Origin of the sequence: Pseudomonas sp. MAG002Y, assembly GCF_019400845.1 — a bacterium.
GTDB classification, from domain to species: domain Bacteria; phylum Pseudomonadota; class Gammaproteobacteria; order Pseudomonadales; family Pseudomonadaceae; genus Chryseomonas; species Chryseomonas luteola.
The window spans coordinates 72530-91464 of record NZ_WOEJ01000012.1 but is presented as its reverse complement, the minus strand read 5'-3'; the positions used below and the strand labels follow the sequence as shown (position 1 = coordinate 91464).

21 protein-coding genes are annotated in these 18935 nt (G+C 54.7%); 4 read left to right on the top strand and 17 right to left on the bottom strand.

The features are described from left to right. From GM154_RS17390 to GM154_RS17315, 16 genes are all read right to left on the bottom strand, one after another. Positions 1-1518: a toprim domain-containing protein gene (locus GM154_RS17390; RefSeq protein WP_219652927.1), complete on the bottom strand. Its 1518-nt coding sequence runs from the start codon at positions 1516-1518 to the stop codon at positions 1-3. A gap of 99 nt (positions 1519-1617) precedes the next feature. Next, positions 1618-2118 carry a hypothetical protein gene (locus GM154_RS17385; RefSeq protein ID WP_010799393.1) on the bottom strand — a complete coding sequence of 167 codons (501 nt, stop codon included), beginning with the start codon at positions 2116-2118 and terminating at the stop codon, positions 1618-1620. A 69-nt stretch (positions 2119-2187) separates the two neighbouring features. Beyond that, positions 2188-2508, bottom strand: a complete 321-nt coding sequence (locus GM154_RS17380) for a hypothetical protein (protein ID WP_010799392.1) — start codon at positions 2506-2508, stop codon at positions 2188-2190. Positions 2509-2577: 69 nt separating this feature from the next. Further along, on the bottom strand, positions 2578-4299 hold the full coding sequence (locus GM154_RS17375; protein ID WP_219652926.1) for a VWA domain-containing protein: 1722 nt from the start codon (positions 4297-4299) through the stop codon (positions 2578-2580). An 81-nt stretch (positions 4300-4380) separates the two neighbouring features. Further along, the gene (locus tag GM154_RS17370; RefSeq protein WP_219652925.1) at positions 4381-5586 is read right to left on the bottom strand and encodes a DUF3150 domain-containing protein; all 1206 of its coding nucleotides are present in this window, start codon (positions 5584-5586) and stop codon (positions 4381-4383) included. Positions 5587-5861: 275 nt separating this feature from the next. Beyond that, positions 5862-6884, bottom strand: coding sequence for a YqaJ viral recombinase family protein (locus tag GM154_RS17365; protein WP_219652924.1), 1023 nt, complete (start codon positions 6882-6884; stop codon positions 5862-5864). Positions 6885-6974: 90 nt separating this feature from the next. Further along, positions 6975-8051, bottom strand: a complete 1077-nt coding sequence (gene bet / locus GM154_RS17360) for a phage recombination protein Bet (RefSeq protein WP_219652923.1) — start codon at positions 8049-8051, stop codon at positions 6975-6977. Positions 8052-8274: 223 nt separating this feature from the next. After that, positions 8275-8814, bottom strand: coding sequence for a hypothetical protein (locus tag GM154_RS17355; protein ID WP_219652922.1), 540 nt, complete (start codon positions 8812-8814; stop codon positions 8275-8277). Positions 8815-8910: 96 nt separating this feature from the next. After that, positions 8911-9453, bottom strand: coding sequence for a hypothetical protein (locus tag GM154_RS17350; RefSeq protein WP_219652921.1), 543 nt, complete (start codon positions 9451-9453; stop codon positions 8911-8913). Between the two features lie 84 nt (positions 9454-9537). Then, positions 9538-10086, bottom strand: a complete 549-nt coding sequence (locus GM154_RS17345; protein ID WP_219652920.1) for a hypothetical protein — start codon at positions 10084-10086, stop codon at positions 9538-9540. A 13-nt stretch (positions 10087-10099) separates the two neighbouring features. Further along, positions 10100-11074, bottom strand: a complete 975-nt coding sequence (locus tag GM154_RS17340) for an AAA family ATPase (RefSeq protein WP_219652919.1) — start codon at positions 11072-11074, stop codon at positions 10100-10102. A gap of 312 nt (positions 11075-11386) precedes the next feature. After that, the gene (locus tag GM154_RS17335) at positions 11387-11752 is read right to left on the bottom strand and encodes a hypothetical protein (protein WP_125890241.1); all 366 of its coding nucleotides are present in this window, start codon (positions 11750-11752) and stop codon (positions 11387-11389) included. A 345-nt stretch (positions 11753-12097) separates the two neighbouring features. Further along, entirely contained in the window at positions 12098-12277 is a 180-nt protein-coding gene (locus GM154_RS17330; RefSeq protein WP_219652918.1) for a hypothetical protein, read from the bottom strand. Positions 12278-12343: 66 nt separating this feature from the next. Continuing rightward, positions 12344-12481 carry a hypothetical protein gene (locus GM154_RS17325; protein ID WP_167670425.1) on the bottom strand — a complete coding sequence of 46 codons (138 nt, stop codon included), beginning with the start codon at positions 12479-12481 and terminating at the stop codon, positions 12344-12346. A gap of 3 nt (positions 12482-12484) precedes the next feature. Further along, positions 12485-12661, bottom strand: coding sequence for a hypothetical protein (locus tag GM154_RS17320; RefSeq protein WP_162997726.1), 177 nt, complete (start codon positions 12659-12661; stop codon positions 12485-12487). 419 nt (positions 12662-13080) lie between these two features. Further along, entirely contained in the window at positions 13081-13278 is a 198-nt protein-coding gene (locus GM154_RS17315; RefSeq protein ID WP_219652917.1) for a hypothetical protein, read from the bottom strand. A 156-nt stretch (positions 13279-13434) separates the two neighbouring features. Here GM154_RS17315 and GM154_RS17310 point away from each other — a divergent pair, with 156 nt between their 5' ends. The 4 genes from GM154_RS17310 (at position 13435) to GM154_RS17295 (ending at position 16168) form a co-directional block, all read left to right on the top strand. Continuing rightward, on the top strand, positions 13435-13737 hold the full coding sequence (locus tag GM154_RS17310) for a DUF6794 domain-containing protein (RefSeq protein WP_219652916.1): 303 nt from the start codon (positions 13435-13437) through the stop codon (positions 13735-13737). Between the two features lie 166 nt (positions 13738-13903). Beyond that, positions 13904-14704, top strand: a complete 801-nt coding sequence (locus GM154_RS17305) for a hypothetical protein (RefSeq protein WP_258019888.1) — start codon at positions 13904-13906, stop codon at positions 14702-14704. A gap of 112 nt (positions 14705-14816) precedes the next feature. Beyond that, a complete protein-coding gene (locus GM154_RS17300) occupies positions 14817-15614 on the top strand; it encodes a hypothetical protein (RefSeq protein WP_219652915.1) in 798 nt (265 codons plus the stop codon). Positions 15615-15628: 14 nt separating this feature from the next. Further along, entirely contained in the window at positions 15629-16168 is a 540-nt protein-coding gene (locus GM154_RS17295; RefSeq protein WP_219652914.1) for a hypothetical protein, read from the top strand. A 59-nt stretch (positions 16169-16227) separates the two neighbouring features. On the opposite strand, the gene traN is transcribed toward GM154_RS17295, so the two are convergent. Beyond that, positions 16228-18921: a conjugal transfer mating pair stabilization protein TraN gene (gene traN, locus GM154_RS17290; RefSeq protein ID WP_219652913.1), complete on the bottom strand. Its 2694-nt coding sequence runs from the start codon at positions 18919-18921 to the stop codon at positions 16228-16230. Between the last annotated feature and the right edge of the window lie 14 nt (positions 18922-18935).

Below are 18935 nucleotides of genomic sequence, written 5' to 3'. Positions count from 1 at the left end.
TTAACCTCCTACTACGCTGCGAAGAAGCGCCAGGCTCGGGAAAGCCGAAATGCCCTGACGAATCATCACATCGTTCCAATCGATTCCTTTACTGCCGGAAGGGATCGGTGCGGTAGGAAGTATCACGATCACCCTGATACCCTGCTGCTGCAGACGCAGCTTGAGCCTCATGGCCGCCGATTCACCCGTGCAGGATCTGTCCTTGTCAGCCCAGACCAGTACCGTGTGAACCCCTGCTGGCGGAGTAAAGCCTTCAAGCAGTGTTGCATTGACCGTGCTCCAGGTAGCAATACCTGTTGCGCGGTACGCCGAGAGCGCTGTTTCCAGCCCTTCGGCAACACCAAGCACTCCATCAACCGGAGTACCCATCTGGATCGCCGCGCCTCTGATCGATTTCCCCTCGGGGACCGGCATCATCTTGCGCGGACTTTCTACATCGGCCTTGCTACCCGTACTGCTCAGGTAGGTTCGGTGAAGGGTCAGGATCTCACCCTTGTTGTCTACAATGGCGCAGATAAGCGCTGGAAACTTTCCTGTCTCAGCGTTGATTTCCCGCTCTTCCCCGGTCTCCATATCCACTTCCGTCACGGTTTCCCGGTACGGGAGTGCGGGATGAAAGCGTACGCAGTCATTGTCCAGCCAGTCAGCGCCACCTCGCGGCAGCACCTTGCGTCCCTGCAAATACAACCGAGCAGGTTCGGCCATGGCTGAAGTCAACGGCAACGACTCACGCCAGTGACGCTCGACGTTCAGGCTGTTGTAGTCTGACCTCGACGCAGACACGGGCTTACTCTTGACCAGTGCAAGCCTGGGTTTTTCCGGCTCAATAATGATGGCCGGTGCTACCGGTGGAGCTTTCACAGGTTCAGGTTCTGGCTGAGATTCGTGCTCAATCACCTCGTACCCAAAGCGCTCAGCCAGATCAGCCTCGCAGCTGATTTCCTCTGCCTGTCTTGCCTTGAGTGCCTCGGCGCGCGCCTTCAGATCAATGGGACCACGACGACCGGGTTTAACCAGTCGAGCCCACTCATCATTGCTCGCCTCCTTTACAGCCGCTTCACGAACCACCGCTGTTTCCTGCATGGCACGTGGAGCGCTGTGGTCCTCAGCTGCCTTTTCCCGCGGACGGGGCTGGACAGGACGAGGACGCCTCTCGGACGTCTCACGACGTTGATACCGTGGGGGTTCAGGATCAACCCTCAGGAACTCGGCAACCTCTACAAGCGCTTCCGGAAAGTCTATTCCCTTCACAAAGCAGAGCAGGGAAAGACCATCACCAAACGCACCGCAGCTGTTGCAGATCGCACCGCCTCGGACATTGAAGTCCTTGAACAGGCGAAACCCGTCCGTTCCACCATGGACCGGGCAAGGCACATGACGACCGAGTCTGGAGATGGCGCGTTCCAGATCAGGCGCCAGTGCCCGCATGATGCCTACCCATCCATACGCCGACGCCTGATCCTTGACCTTCCTGCTGTCGTAGAACTTGCGTGACTCTCTTGCTGCATTACCGTTCATACGCTCACCACTTGAGTTGGATTGTGTTGGCCCCAACCCGAAAGGGAGCCTTCCCCATAAAGGGGGAAAGCCCCCTTTATGGGTGGGTAATTGACGTGGCTAACGAGCGGCCACGGATTGCACCTGCGCCTCAAACTCCATGAGGAGCCTTTCAGCACTGGCAAAGCAGATTTCGCCTGCGTTAAGCCTGCGAATCAGGTCGACCTTGTACATGCCGATCGCCCATTCCCTTGTCACGCTGAAGCGTTCGAGGGCACCACGAGAGATCCTGACGTAGCCGGCCATGATCAGGGATTCGAGCACCTGCTCTGGTGTGGCCCAGGTCATGTGCGCTTTCATCCCCTTGCTGTCGAAGTACTGCGCGCGATACATGCCGGGTGTTGATGGGTCAGGCATGATCACGGCGTAGCTGCGAAGCTTTGGATGTTCCAGCTCAAGGCCAAGCAGCTCACCGTTGGTCTCGGTCAGGATTGCTCGCCAGTGCCGGTTCATTACGACGGCCTTGGGCATCAGATGCCGGATAAACCAGTCGTTGGAAGTGCCTTCTGCAAGGCCCTGTTGTAGCTGTACAAAGTGCGGATGGTCGCTTACGTGGTTCATGGCTCTTCTCCAAAAAGAAGGGGCACGAACCCCCAGGGGGCTGTGCCCCATGGGGTGTAAGCGGTATTGCTACCGCACCAGTCGTTGAACACGAACCTTTAACGCTTCCGGATCACATCCGCTTTCCTGCGCGCAGATGATGAAACTGAAGGGTGTCAGGTGATCGTCTTCAACCCACTCGATCCATTCGTCTCGGGTGGAATTACAGGTTTTCGTCGAAGCCAGTGCATGCAGGCCGTACTGAAGCATCCGCTGCCGGAGCAGGCTGATTTCTTCATCGGTCCACTGGATGCGACTCTGTTCCTCGGAGGAGGCGTCGAGTAGCTCTTCGAAAAACAGCAGATCCAGGCACAGCTGCAATTCATTGAAGCGTGCAAGGGCTCTTCTCATGGCGTGCTGCTCCAAATGAAGGGCAGCACGACCCCAGAGGGGCATGTCTGCCCCAAGGGGTTATTGAAATCACACGGCAACACCAGTCAACGCATCACTCATCAACTGGAACAGTGTGTGTTTAAGGTCATTTACGCTTTCGATCTGAATCGACGACGCAAAAAGCCCTGCTACCTTTGCACCTTTGCCGACACCAATACCGATCATCTCGATACCGCTGCGCTGGCAGAGCTGCACGACGTGCTGGCAGGTACCGACGTTATTGGGTTCGCCATCCGTTACCACCAACACCATTTTCCGTCGCTCCCGGGTCTTGCTCAGCTCGAAAGCCGAGTACCAGATCGCTTCGGTCATGGGTGTCCCGCCATCCGGTGAGAAACTGAACCGGCCTGCATTACGGCTGACCTTTTGTCCATGCTTCACCACACTCCAGACGGGCTGACGGCTGTTTTTGCAGAAGAACGTAACTGCCGGGTTTACCCCGTTGATCTTCTCCAACCCCAGCGCCAGCGCCATGGCGGCATCACGAGCAACCTCATAGACGTGTTCACCGGAAGGCATGAGCTTGTCCATGGACGAACTCATGTCTACCAGTAGATGAACCGCCGTATCAGGATGCTTTCGTTCAGCGCTACGCCGAAAGATGCGCGTATCACCACTGACGAGCCGATGGAGCCGGTTCGTGTCCAGATGCCTGCCATGACGCCCCGGTGTATACCCGTTGCGCTGGCTGGCCTGAACCAGGCCCATGAGTTGCGACTGAATCCGGCTGGAAGCTGCCGCCACCTGTCCAATCAACATCTGCCCTGACGCCTGATCATTCATCACCTCAAGCGCAGTGGGTACGTTGACAACAGGAGCAGTTTGATCAGCACCGGAGTTGAGGTCGGCCCGAAGGGCCTCTGTCTTGTCCTTGAGATGATCGTCTGCTCGTGCATCAAGGATCTGCTGCATGACACCGGGACTGCTGGCGTCTGCATCACCTCCTGTACTCGAAGCACTACCCGAGGCAGTGGCCTGAGCATTTCCAGCATCGCCGCCAGCAGAGCACTGGCCACCCGCCTGACCTGATCCAGCCTGTGGCTGAGTCGAGTCCTGCGGTGACGGCTGGCTCTGAGGAGCCGGCTGTTGCGCGTCCTGCTCCTTCTGGGCTTCCTCTTCAACCATCCTGAGGACTTCCCGTGAGAGCACCAGCGCATCGGCCGTACTTTTCAGCTGCCCTGCTCGCCCCAGCAAGACCGCCAGACGAACCTGCACACCTTTCGGAATGACCTGTTCATAGACGGCTGTTGTGGCAACCAGCGTGTCCTCGATAACGTGCTGCCCTACCACCTTGCATCGCAGGAAGTACAGGCAGTACGCCTCAAGTATCCTCGCAGGATGAGTATCCCCTGTCGGAATCTCGAAATGCCTCTGATCAACCATGTACGCCGCTACAGCATTAAGCGTTCTGGCTGTACCGGGATAGAGCTTGATCATCTCGCGCTCGATCCGGCAGTCTTCAAAGGTGTTGAGCATCGTTCTCAGAAAATCCGAACGCGCTATTTCATCCCTTCCGACTTCAAAGTCAGTCATCCTGACGTGCGCGGCTTCATGTGCAAGGTAGCCCCAGAGAGCATCCCCAAACCTGTCGCTTTGTACGTTAGGTACCACAATGGTCTGGCCATCAGTCATCGCCTGCTGGCCACCCACGATTACCTTCACACCAAACTTCTCGCCATACGCTGCAGCCACGATGGGCAATGCCGCGAAAATGCTCTGGGAAGCCTTGCTGGAAGCAGTTGCAGTCATGTCACACCTCATTTTGAGAAAAGGAGGACAGACCATCCCCAGTAGCGGGAATGGCCCGCCATGGGGGGAAAGAAACAGCGACTACAGGTAGTAGTTGTCCTCAGGTTCAAACATCTCGAACGCCGGAGCATTCGAAGGCTGAGCCTGTGTTACCGGTTGTGCCACATCCTTGACCGAGGACTCGGACAGGGGTGTTGCGACCGTAGGAGAAACAGCCGTAGGTTCTGCCGGAGCAGATGCCACAGGTTGCTTTGCCGCCTCGTCAAGGAACGAATCCATATCATGGAAAAGCTCGTCCAGATCAAAGCTCTGTTGAACGGCTTGAGGTACCTGACGCGCCGGCTTGACCGGAGCAGCAGAAGCCTGAACCGCTGGTGGAGCAGAAACGGTCTGAGTCATGTGCGCGGGAAGCGCCATGTCAAAGGCATCGTCGTCGGGCTGTGCAGCAGGATTGCCGTCTGCAAAGTCCTTCATCTGGGCCTGATCACGCAGGATCGTGACGACCGAGTGGATCTGAAAGAAGAATGGTGCACCGATGGGACCGTGATCAGCATGCTGATCGTAGCCATCAACGGTTTCCCTGAGCAGTCTTACGACAGGCTCGAAAGCCCGGTTCAGAAAGCTCAAACCATCCACCTTGTCAGCCAGGCATTCCAGACGCTTGCGGGTACGGACACTGATCTCAGCCTTACCACGAAGGTACTTCTGATAAAACTCGTCCGCTTCCGTTTCGATTTCCCGAAACAGTTGACCTGCAAGGCCCTTGGTCTGATCGGCCAGACGCTTCTCAGCGTTTGGCTCGCCGGACACCGGCTGGATATGAAACACCTGATAATCGAACTTCAGACGTTTCTCTACGCTATTGCGGTCCAGGACGCCGTTACGAATAGCCTCTTCGTAGCCAACGTTGTTCGCAATCCAGTTCTGGATAGAACTGTCGTAGTTGCCCAAAAAAGCCTGCTTTTCCTGCTCGAAGGTGATTCGAGCCGTCTCAAGCTTGCCCAGTATTTCCGAAAGTTTGCTGCGAGGAACGGCCCATCCGGTCAGGAAAGGAAGTCCATAGCCCTCCAGCATCCGGCGTGTCGCACCGCGAAGCGAGCGAAACACCTTGAGCGATGCCGGATCGCAGATCGTCTTGTTACCCAGCTGAGCCACACGGTCAGGGGGTAGCTCGCCGCCTTCACCCAACTTGATATCCTTGTCTTCCAGGCGAACCTGTCCGCTCCAGATATCGTAGTCAGCGTTCACAACGACCAGCTCTTGCAGTAATGCCTTGTCAACTGTCATGGATACATCCTCGGAAGAACCGCAGACATATCCAGCCCATACGGGACAGATATGCCCCGGCAGGGTTGAGTTGAAGGTGTTGCTAATGAGTGTTGCTAAAAGGTGTTGCCAAAGGGTGTCGCGAATCCTGCATCGTTAGGAGGTATGCAGCCTCTTTTCGCTCCACAAGGGAGTGAAACCGTACTTTCCGCAGCGCCCGCTCCTAAACAAGCCTTGAAGCTCATATTTATCAGGGGAAGACGCTCTGGAAAGGCGAGCAAAGCTCGCCTACTGCATCAGTTCAGGTAAAAGGACTCCGGCTCAGCCGAGGCGTGTTCGAGAGGGGCTAAAACAGACGCTTCCACAACATTCTTGGGCGCCAGCTCCTCACGAACCGTGACTCGAACGCGATCCGAGGTCTTTTTCCGGTACTTCTCAAAATCCACCATCTGTTGTACAGCGGGATTGGCATCGATCGCCTTCTTGTAGTCGATCTGGCCCTGAACCTTGAAGCGGGTGATCTGAACACCGGCATAGTCGGCCTTCGTGAACTCACTCATCATCTCGGTCATGGTTTCAAGATGCTTGTCCTGCCGGGCTTCAAGGTCCTTTATCTGAGCCTTGAGTCCAGCAATACGCGCCTCATACAACCGATAATGTTCCGACTCGTAGATCCAGCGGGTGGCTTCCTCGCCTATCGGCAGATAGAAGTCCCTTTCCGGGTCCTTGGGCGGTTCATTACGCAGGCTTACGTCCTGCCAGAAGCCTTGAGCCTCGGTCATGAGCTGCGCGAGCAGTTCACGGTCAAGGGGGATCTCAAAGATCTGCAGCGGATCATTGCCGTGCCAGAAGACCAGCCAACCGCGCCGGGAGCCTGTACACACCATCTGATGCTGCACCTGACAGTAGTAGAGCTGGTACGCCTCCGATTCGGTACCGAGCCGGCAGACCTCCTCCCACGTCTTGTCGGAAGGACACTTGAGCTCGACCGGTTCACCGGCGTTGTTAAGACCGTCCAGGGACGCCCGTAACAGCGCGTTCCTGTCCGACTCGACACATACCGGCAACAGCATGTCCCCGGTATGGTCCTCAAAGGCCTTTCGGGCATCGTCCTCGTGTTTGATGCCATAGCGCACCAGAGGATTACCGGAAAGGTCCACTTCTTCACAGTACCCAACCTTCTCGGCCCACAAACGCCAGCGGGTCTTGTAGGGGCTGCGTCCCAGAAGAATGCAGGCGTCGGTTGCGGTAATACCGCTCTTACGCCAGTTAAGCCATTCATCAGAGCCTTGCGACAGATTGATGATGTTGTAGCCCATGCGCTCTACCTCTTTTTAGTGATGCGAAAAAAAGGGGGAGCACCCCATAGGGGAATACTCCCCCAATGGGTGGGTTTACTTACTCAAAGGTCACGGGATATAGGCGCCTTCGGCGTCTTCCAGTGAGTCCTTCATGTCAGCGAAGAGCCCGGCAAATTCCGAGTCCTGCTCTGACGTTTCATGAGCCGTCTGATCCATCCCAGATTCAGCCTCGTGGGCATCATCAAAGGATTCATCGGACTGCGTGGTCTGTGCTTCAGGAGCCACTTCCTCAACAGACACGGGGTCGGCCTCGGGTATGGCTTCGGTTGCACTGCATAGCTCAGCCTCACGCAGGCGGTTGATGGCGTATTCACGCTCAGCCCCTGAGAAACGCTTCCCTAGCCACTCATAAGCGCTCTGCCAGGCATTTACCGGCTTGGCACGCTCGATCAGGCGATCAACTACAATCCCGATATCCAAGCACTGTCCGGTGGACAGAGTTGGTTCGGCTGTTGCCCTGGCTTCTTCATCAACGACGCGATACCCCTTGTTGCTGATATCGATTTCGCTGATGCGCTCGGCCTCGTCCTGATCAAAGATCCCGACAAACCCAAACGCAAGGCGCGCACACTGGATCATCGCCTTGTGGCGCAAGAAGCGCTTCGGGTGACTCTGCCAGGGTCCGTCTACTGCATAGTTCTTGCCCTGCGGCTTGAACGGTTCGCGATAGACCTCATCCAGATACTCACGAACAATCGTGGGGCGTTCCTTACCTTTACGGTACATCACGCACTCGATCCACTCATGAGCATCTACCTTTGCACCTAGAGGACGAACCATCGTCTCGGAATAATTGAACTCCATACCCTGATAATCAGTGTGTGAGTTCACGATCCGTGACCAGCCATCTACACCTACGACCGGAACAATGCCATTGCTCTTGTCAGGGAATGCGTAGATCTCTCTGGTGAAGGGGTTGAGCTGGTACTGCTCGGCCACAATCAATAGAGCCATCATCTGCTCTTCGGTTGGGGCTGAACCGTCACGCTGCTTGAAGGCCGTGGCTTTCAAGGTGGTCATCAGCTTCGTTTCATTGACGCCATATCGTTCAGCTATACGGGTAAGCAACTTCTTGCTTTTGGCTTCGGACAGGTTTTCAACGTTTTGAAGTGTTTGTGTTGCCATTTCAGTGCTCTCCATACAAAAAAGACAGAGGCACTGCCCCTGACAAGGGAGTACCCCTGCCGGGAATCGCCAGTAATGGCGATGGTTAAGTCACGCTATTTGATAAACATTGGCTTGCCGGGCGCGAACTCCATGGCCCCAGGACTCTTGCGAGGCTCTGTGTTGGCAATGGAATAAGCCATCAAACAAGCAAACGCTAACCAGAACAGATATCGAAATACCGTCATGGTGTAAGACCCAGTCTCATCGCATCTCTGACAAAGCCTGCATGTAATACATCAGAGAAAAGCTGGCTTAAGTATTCGCTGAGATAGCGTACGTCCGTCTCCAGCTTCCGTTCTGTATCCTTGGCTTCAAGGATCAGATTTACAGAAACACCCGCTTTCTCAAGATCACCTACAGCCTTGATCAGCATCAGCAGAGGACGGTAACTGGACACGGTGATGCCTATATCGCCGTTACCGGTCAAGGTATCTGTGTAGATACCGCCCCAACTCCAGTCACCTGTAGCCAGGTTATGGTCATAGCCGCGAGGTGCCAGCAAAATACATTCTTCAAACCACTCCCCTTCGTACAACGCATAGGGGACAGTAGGATGTGGAATGTCCAATAGCCTGTGCGACTCATTAAACGAATCAACCAGAGTACTGCTTATCTGAGCGAGGCAATCCGGGGATAGTGCATGCCGGAACCACCATTCGATATCGCGGAGCTCAAGTGATAATTCGTTTGCCGCTTTGCTACTGCCTTCAACATTACTCATAAGTACTCTTCCTTACATATCAAAGAAGGGAGTACCTACCCAAAGGGGCAAGCACCCCTGTTGGGAATCGCCAGTAACGGCGATGGTTAAGTCACGCTATTTGAGGCCAAGCCTCATCGCATCTCTGATAAAATCAGCATGCAATACACGGTCAGGCCGCTGGTTGAAGTACTCACCCAGATAGCCCACATCTGTCTCAAGCTGCTCCGAATCGTCTGATTCAAGCAGGAGCTCAACCTCAAGCCCTGCTTTCTCAAGATCCCTTGCAGCCCTGATCAACATCAGCAGGGGACGATAGCTACCCACGGTAACGCCTATTTCTCCGTGACCCGCCAGCGTCTCGATACGAATGCTGCTCCAGTTACTCCAGGTCCAGGTTCCTGTTGCGCTGTTATGGTTATAACCGCGCGGTGCCAGCAAAATGGTGTCTTCAAACCAATCACCGTCGTACAACATGTACGGCAGATCGGATTGAGCAATACCCAACCTGCTGTGGGACTTACTGAACGAATCGACCAGTACATTGCGCATCCGGGGAAAGCTTTCCGGCGCTTGCGCATGCCGGAACCACCAACAGATATCAACGTTAACCAGGGACGCTTCGTTACCCACACAAGAGGTTTCAGCAATCTGATTCATAAGTACCCTCCTCACTCAAAAAGAAGGGGGTACCCACCCAAAGGGGTAAGTACCCCTGTTGGGAATCGCTGTTGCCAGCGACGGTTATAAGTAGAAGTCCTCTCCAGCCACACTTTCAAGCTGAGCGGCCCATACCGACTTATCCAGACCCAGGGTCATGGCATCGGCAATGAATCCATCCAGCACAGCAGGATCAGGACAGTTCTGACCTATGAACTGAGTCAGGGCCATGTAGCTTGCCTCGATCACTTCAAAGTCAGCGGTAGCACTGAACAAAACCTCCAGCAGATAGCCTGCCTGCCCTACATCCCGCACTGCTTTCAGCAGGAGTAGAAGCGGACGATAGACGCCATCCTCCAGATCGATTTCACCTGAACCGTTCAAGCTCTCAGGGCAGACGTTGTTATCTCCAGCCCCAGGGCTACCCAGTATTGCCCGTGTAATGCAGGCCTTTTCCAGATCATCCCGATACAGCAGATGAGACTCATGGGGCCTAGCAATACCCAGTAATTCCAGGGAATCCATAAACGAGTCGACAAACACCTGGCCAACCGCAGCCAGCTCCTTGCCAGACACCGTATTGGACAGCATCCAGTTGACATTGCATGAGCGTTCGGAGGTTGCATTCACCACAGAGGTATCCTCCTTAGGCCCATTCGCTGCCAAAGACATCTGATGCTAATTGAATGATCGCCGTTGCTTCCTCGGGCTTGGCACGACGCAGGAGCGCCATTTCAAGACCGTACTTCAAAGCAGTGGGATGTCCCTTGAACATGCAGGTAAGCGTGGCCCAGCGCTTTAATGTCCGGGTGGACATCGTGACGCTGATACTGCCGCCCTGACCGCTTTCGCCCTTGAACAACTGGCGAACATGCTGGGCTACGTTGATCATGCCGTTACGCAGGATGGCCGGAAGCTTTGGAAAGGCTGACTCAAGAATGAGGGCATCCACGGCTTCGTCATAATCCACGACAGCGACACGATAACGATCCATTGACGCGATGTTTTGTATGCAGATGCCCTGATGCAGACCCGAGGCATCACCTTGTCCAACAGAGTTACCCGTAGCCACCACCCTGAACATCGGATGGGGCTTGATGATCTCGCCGGCGTTCTGAGCGATCACCAGAGGGCGACCTTCCAGAATGTCGTTAAGACCGGCTAACTCCGCAGGATCCATCATGTCGATTTCATTGATCAGGAGCACATGCCCATGCTTCATGGCCAGAGCCAGAGGCCCGTGCATGAACTGCATGGTGGGTGCTGCGCCAGGTGTCGCGCTCACAAGAGCGTGATGCCCGACCAGATCAGACAGCTCCATACGACCATGAGCTGTTACCTGCTGTACCGGCCAGTTAAGCCGACCGAGTACCTCTGTAATGCCACTAGTCTTGCCGGAGCCCGTAGGCCCGGTGACGTAGTAGGCATCGCCATCAGGTTGGTGCAGAAATGCCCGAAACTCGATTACGAACTCCTTGCGGAACACATAGGACGAGTTGATCTCGGGGATAAAAGGGTTGGTGGTATCCGCAAAGCCCATGATCGACGCATTATCACGCACTTCGATATTGAACGTGGACGCCAGCGGAAACTTAACCAAACCGTTGTTTGTTGCTTGCATGGTGAGACTCCAGAAAACGGGCGCACCAGCTCCTTGGGGAGTCAGGTGACGCCCCGAGGGGTTGAAGGGAAACGCTAAAGGGTGGTGCTAAAAGAGATTTCTAATCTTGCATCGTTGGGAGGTATGCAGCCTCTTCTTTACTCACGGGGAGTAAAAAACCGGATCACGCAAAGGCACTGGAGGCCAGTACGCTTGGGGGATCAGGTTCACGAGATGCAGATGATGCTGAAAAGCCGCTGGTGGCTTGGAGGGGTATCGTCTGATCCGTCACCCCAGGGGGGTGAACAGATCAGAGCGATACCGGAGGAGACATTACACAGAGATCAAAAGACCCCGGCGCAAGTAGGTAGGCTTCTCGTAGTGGTCCCAAACCATGCTCTCTTCAGAGAAGCAGGGGGTTGCGACAGCCTCTACAACATCAGCCGGAGCTGGCGCCGCAGGAGCCTTTACCTTACGAGTAAGCAGATGCTGGATCAAAGCCCAACTTCTTTTACCAATAACACATGCCAGTTTACGACTGAGCTTACCCAGCCGTCCCACTCCGAGGACGATACCTTGTTCAAGTGTCTGGGTCAGCCATACGCAGTACTTGATAAGCAAGTAAGCAATGGCAAACCCAACACCACAAAGAACAATAATAACGGCCGCGAACAATGAGAGTTCAAGTAGTGCAAACATGGTGAGTTCCTTCAGTGAAGGGGATACTCACCAGTGTCTGGGAGTGGTCCCCCAGATTGGGAATATTGCTAAGGCTTAAAGTGGTAGCAGCCACTATCAGTTCGCAGAGCGAGTGATGGGTTAAACATAGCGCACTTTTTTGCAGGCCATAGTCGTACTGCCTACCCGCGCGGGCACAAATGCAAAAAAAACGAAAATATTTTGGGCATTTTCAAGGTAGAGCGGCTTTTTAAACGTGGAGGTACTCCAGTTCGATACAGTCGAGAACAGACAGCCGCTGAGTGTGGGTACGACAAAAAACAGGCATAAAAAAACCGCCCAGAGGGCGGTTTTGGGTACTGCGTATTAACCCAGGAAGTACAGCGCTACAATAGTCAATATGGATGTAGTTCCAACCGAGCCAACCACAGCAGCGATGTCTTGCCAGGTGATCCGGGAAGCCTTTTCGTAGCGGGCATTACTCTCGGTTTCTTCCCTTCTGAGTTCCCTTTCCAGCTCTTCCTGCATCTCGGAAATGCTCTTCATGAGTCGAGCCTCAATCAGTAGAAGGCAAAAAAAAAAGCCCCTAGAAGGGGCTTTTTGGTTGAAGCATCAAGAATGCCGTTCGTGAAGCGCCTTGCGGGCTTCTGACTCGGAACGTTTCTGGCACCACAGGGCGTACAGACCGGTCCCGCCCATGGTGATAAACACAAACGTGTAAATTAATAATCCGGCAGCAGTCTGGCTCATAAATTAGTCCTCGACCGTCATGGCTATGCCTATAAACCATAGGCCCGTACCTATCAAGGTAGCGCACATGGACAGGCCAGTCGAGGGGCTAACGAATACACTGATCAGACCAGCAGCTACTGCCGTCGTACCAACCTTGCGAAGATCTTCGGCAAGTGCCTTGTATTTAACCTTTTTCATGCGAGTGTCGCTCCATAATCTCAGAGCGCACTTTTCCCCGGACGGGGCAGTGACGCCCCGAGGGGTTATTAAAAGAACAGCTAAAGGATGTTGCTAATTTTGCATCGTTAGGAGGTATGCAGCCTCTTTTCACTCCACAAGGGAGTGAAACCGATCAACCAAAGGCACGGAGCGACAACTCAGACCCAGGGTACTTGGCGGATCGGTTTCAAGAGGGAAAGGCAAAGCCAGACGCACGAGAAAAAGCGCGGGCTGGTGAAGCGATAACGTTGAGCGCAAGGCTCACGTGGTACAGCTTTAAAGATGCTGAGGCTTAACGTGGTAGCTGCCACGTGAAAGCAAGAGTAGCGTATTTTTCAGCGTTGAACAGTCGTAGTGCCTACCCGCGCGGGCACCAAAACAAACAAAGTTAAAAAGTGCTAGCAGGTACAGTCGAGGGTGTGCAGGACAGTGAGCGTCAGCACGGCTGTGCCGGTGAGCGACCCAATGACCATTGCAATCTCCTTCCAGCTTAATGCAGAAGCCCTTTCGCACTGCTCGAGGAATTCAGCATGGTGTTTTGCTTCTTGTTCACGCAGCTGGGCCGGATACATTTCAGACTCTTCTACGGTTCTCATACTTTGCGCTCCGGATTGGGATGGCTCTATTGAAAATACTCCAGCATGTCGCCGATGCAAGCGTGGCAAGGTGCGATCAAGCGGACTTGCATCCAGAGGTTCGTGGGGTACGGTAATAGTGAAACTACAGGTTCACCGCTTCACGAGGACTTCCCTATGCAAGATCCCGCTATTTCGGTTCCAGGCCGCTGGCCTACCACTGTTGAGGCTGCGGTCAAACAGCTGCTGACCATGCTCAGTGAAGAATCCAAGGCCACCGTTCGCGAACTGCCAGAAGAAGAGCTGATCCATTGCCACTATGGGTTGGGCATGGCCATCCGCAACGAGTTTGGCCTCTGGAAGGGAAACGAGAAGCTGCTCAAGGCTGCCTGTCCAGCGGGAGGGCACCCCGACGATGCTTCGATGGTCATCATCCAGGCGCTATGGCTGGCCTTGCACGACAAGCGTCTATTGCACTGATCTGCCAGCAGGTAGACGCTCAATAGACATCTGTCAAGAAAAATGCCTGCAAAAAAAATGCTCCAATCCGGCTACTGCCTACCCGCGCGGGTAGGGAGTACGCCCGTGGGTGGTGTGAAGAATGTAGTACGGTCAACCCTGCATTCACCACTAACGGGGCTCCCCCATGAACGACATGACATTACCTCCGCCAGACGATCCGAAAAAGCCCGGCAAAGCCATAAATCTAACCCGGTCTTCGGTTACTCCAAGCAGCTATTCACGGCCCGTAATGCGCAAGACCTTCCCGCTGGCGTCAGATCAGGCGCAAAAGGTCTGCGAACGCACCTTTAGCCGTACAGCCTATTCGATGTTCTCTATTGAAGTGATCCTGCAGATCATTGGAGAAGAGAAGTCGGTCGACAAGGCGCGCGAAAGTATTGGCAAGCTCATCAGGAACACTGAAGACCAGATCGATAAACAGATTGCCCAGATTACAGAGGTAAACAAGGAACACGATCTGGATGAGAACTCCGCTTACTCGAATCCAGCCACCTATAACGTCGACATCACCAGTCCTCTGGCTATGCAGTATGCCAAGGTGCTGCTCAAGTTTGACCACATGGTCAAGATGATCGACGACCTGTGGATGAATGGTTATCTGGAGTCCCGTCAGCGCTCCAAAGCACTGCATGACTGGCGCAACAGTATCTCGCGCCTCTCCAGCCGCATCATCAGCATTGAGAAACAGGCTCGCATTGCAGCGCATCGCAGGGGCAAGCAGGAAGAGGTCGACCAGACAGCACCAACCCGAGTTGACGAAAATGATGTCGCTGCCTCGCTTAACGAAGCGATGAACCCTCAGGACAGCATCGAGGACGCCGATGCGCTACCTCAAGTTGAGGATCAGCCCGAGCCGAGCGATAAACGAAAGCCCAGGGGCAAGTCTGATTCTGAGGACGATCTGACAGAGCCGGTGCCGGTTTAGGCGAGATCAATGAACAGTGTCTATATTGAGCGGCTTAGGTCGCTCTTTTTTTGCGCCAGACTTGCTCACAGGACATCTACTGGTAGTTTCAAGGGAACGGGGGAGAACAGCCATGAACACATTAAAGATTGCATCTGTACTGCTGACCGCGGCCATCATGACCGGATGCGCCAGTACATCTTCAGAGCCCACCGGCAGTTATGCCAGGCAGGTAGCAACAGCAGGTGGACTGCGCCTCGAGGATCAGAAGGTACCCAAGGCCCAGTACGACGCAGCGTTGAGTTCTGTAACCGACGCCGGCCTCAATACAAGCGTGCTTGCCTCTTCTCATGGCTTCAACATGAATGGCGGGGCAGCGTTGGGCGTGGGCCTTGCAGCCTGGTTGTTTAGCCCTCAAGCGCCAGAGCAAAAGGATGGGGTGATAGCGTTCGCGCCGATGAGTCTCGGGAGTAAAGATCAGGCCTCGGATAAGTTCGCGAAAATGGTAGCTGAGGCTTATAAGAAAGCCTTTGAAGAGATGAACGGATTTGTAGCTTCACCAGTATTTTATGAAGATTTACTTGGTAAGCGCTATAAGGTAGCCGGAGTAGGCCCGGGCTGTGCTAGAGACTCTAATTCTCCAACCAGGAAGTGCGTTTACAAGGCAAAAGTTGTTAGCCCTGATATTGCAAAGTCTCCCAAGATAATCGATCTAGATAGGAACCAAACGTATCTTTTCAGTGCTACTGACGAGGTTTTGTTTGATAGTACATATGACGCAGATTCCTTCGACAAGCAAACCTTCCTTCTCAATGTGAGCAAGCACTTGCCCGACTGGGCGTATGTATATGCTGCACCAGTACGTAAGGTCTCACCGCCCATGATTTTTTATAAGGGCAAGGTTCACTATTTTGTCGTACCTGAAGCTTAACCGAGGCTTAGTTCATGACAGTGAAGTCGGAACAGACGGATGAGATTGAGACAGCAATCGAGGCGCTAAGCAGAAAGCCGATCAAGGCACCCGCTCCACTCATAATTGAGAGACAAACCGTATCCGTCGACCCTCATGATCCAGAGCTGCAAAAGAATCTGATTGCACACCTCGGCACAAAGGCCAGACGGTTGATCAACTTTACCGTTGGCCAGTGCTATACCGAGCATGGCTTCCCGGTCTTTGTCGCCGCCAACCATCGAAAGTGCGTGTTTGGCCGCAAGTCGCTCGCGCCTGATCAGATCATCTCAGCCGAAGTCATCGAGACGCTGACCGAAGAAGACAGGCAGCTGTTTCCGTGGGAGGAACTTCAAAGCAGGACGCTGTTCATGGTGGCGGTCAAGTTGGTAACTATTTATAGACCGACTTTGTACATCTACCTGAACCTAGGTAGGTCTATCTCCAAAGAAACGACCATGTACCGCGATGCATACTCCAGAGCACAAGCCTTGTGCGAAGCCATCCAAAAGTTCAAGAGTTCTAGCCGGATTTAACAGGGTGTAAATAGAAAGGGGACCTGCTCGGGTCCCCTTTTTACCGCTACTTGCTCCGTTTAATTCTGCAGCCCTCCTGGTGCGGCCATCGCATCTGTTGCTCGCTTGGCCGCGCCCTTGAGGTCTACCTCATTTGTAGCTCGGACAGTACGATCCACGCTGTTTTCACGCAGCTGATCGGTGTTCAGGAGACTGCCCTGCCCTGTGAGCGTTTCCAGCGTGACGTTTTCGGTAGTCGGGTAGAGGTTATGCAGGTTCAGGAGATTAACCCACTCGGTAAGGTCAATCGTGTCCCAGTTGAGCTGGCCAATCTCGTCGATCGTAAGTCCTCCACACTCCGGCTCCTCGGCGTCTCCCCAGTTCTTGCCCAGTTGAGGTCTGGCCTGTTCCTGAATGATGCGGGACAGCGGTGAGTTGAAGCAGCAATACGACTCGCGCTCCTCGATACAGAGTCCCGCTACCTTTGTCTTGCAGTACTTGCCGACCTTATGGCAGTTGCCCAGCTCCCGCTGCGCATTGAGTTCGAACTCCTCTTTTTCGCACTCCCAGATCATTTCGATGATTATCATAGCTACCACATAGTAGGTATACACAGTCATCAAGAAACCAAGTGCGCTCGAGGCACCTTGGACAATTTGGCCGCCTGCTGTGTCTCCTAATACTATATCTGTGGCTTCCCCTGCGGCTGCGCCAGCGGCCCCTGTGCCACCCTGCTCAGCAGCAGTACCCATGGCGTTGACAAAAAGCTTATCAAGTTGCGAAGCCAACTGCTTTTGAACAGTTTCAATAGCTTTATCCTTAAGGCCAATGATGCCGTCATAGAAAGATGTAAACGGTTTGGTAATGGGCTGGAAGGTATTGACCACGGGGTTACGTAGGGCTGCATAGCTGCTTTGGATGCTGCCTAGCGCGCTATGGCTTTTTATGCTCATCAAAGCCGAATCGATCTTGGGCACCGCCAGGACCAGCGCCAGGTAGTCGCCTACCGAGACGTTGGTTGGCTGCTCGCAGCAGTCCACCGATCCGCCGATGGCTTTCTTGCATTCACCCGGCTCGGCCTTGAAGATCTCGCACTCAACATTGGTCGTGGCATCGGCCTCGGCACAGGCCAGATCCTCGCCCATGAACTGCGCAGCCTGAAGCAGCGACGCCGCCTTATCGAAGTCCTGACTCACCTCTCGCGTGATGCCGATGCACTCCGCGCCCATGCAGCTCACCGAGCGCTGGCAGGACTCAGGATGATCAATGCACCCCGGAAACGCCTCGGCCAGATCCACCTTGAGCTTGCAGGCGATACTGGATGTAGCCGCCCCACAGTCATAGGTCTCGGTGAAGCGAATGCACTCGCCGGTCTCGGTGGCCTCACTGCACACCGACTTCACCAGCCCGCACTGGGGATTGTCAGCCAGAGGGGTACAGGTGTCCTCGTAGCCGTCGATGGACTTACTGGCATCAATCGTGGCAGTCATGCTGCGGCACATGGGCGAGATACCCGAAAGCCCGGTACTCGGGAAATCACTCTCGCACACCCTGACGCCGTTCTGGGTCATGCAGCCTGCTGAATCCAGCGCCGGCATCTCTGTGCAACTGTAGGAGACGTCGCTGTAGTACTTGGTTGCCTCCTTGGTACGCGCCAGGCAATCAGCTGGGTCCCAGCCATTGTCCTTTACCGCCTTGGTCGAGTCATAGTTAAGCCGGATACGCCCATAGCCTTCCCCTTCGCCGGTAACCGAGACGCGGATCTTGAAGCGCACCGTGGCGCCTGCCTTGACGTTCTTGAACAGGCTGGTGACATCAACAAGGGGGTTGGCGGTCCAGCTCTTGTTCAGCTCACAGGCGCCAGCCGTCTCCGGTGGGAAGTTATTGTTGGGACCCTGCCAGATGAGTTTTTCCTGACCGGCAGGCCCTACCCAGACCTGCATATAGTCGTCCCACTTGGCGTACTCCAGCTGGGCACTGATCACCGCTTCGGGGTTGATCACCGTGACTTCGGTGTATTGCTCCTTGATCGAACAGTTGCCGGACCAGTAGTTGTCACCCACCTCGCCGATCCACAGCTGCATGCAGCCTGCACCACAGGAGTTGAGGTTGGCGGGGCCTGCATGGTGCTCGATCACGCCCACGGTATAGTCATGGTCCGCCTCGCACTGGCCGTTGGGCATGTTTGGCCGGGTGCACTGCTGAAACTTGTTGGTGCTGGCGGTCGGGTCGGTGCCGTCATCACAATCAGGAAACAGTCCGTCAGCACTGTCGGTGGCCGTATACAGCTGGTTGGTCTGCTTCATCATGGGATCGTTGGTGAGATCCATCTTGCCCACCGCCCGTGCACCCTGAACCACTTCAAAAGCCTGTCCCTGCAACGACACCTCACCGCTGTCCTGCTCGGACCTGAGCGTACTCAGGGCTTCGGTGCCTGCCGAGTTCATCGCATCGCCATCGTCATACAGCTGCTGAAGATCCGTAGGGTCCGCGGCATGGGGGAAGTACTTGTTGACTTCATCGCCCGTACCGCCCGGAAACAGCTCATTGACGTTAAGGGAGGTGTTGGCGCCCGGTAGCGTGAGCGTGCCATCCTCGCTGTAGGTGGCCAGGTCAGAGGGATTAGGCGTGATCTCTTTGCCAAATTCCTGAGCGGCCTTTCCGACCGCTGCCATGTCCGCCGCCTGCGCATGCTTCTGGTCGATTGGCAGCCACAGCATCAGGCCGGTCATGGCCAGCGCCGTCGTTCGATAGAGGAGCCCTGTTCTGTTCATCGTTTACCACTCCC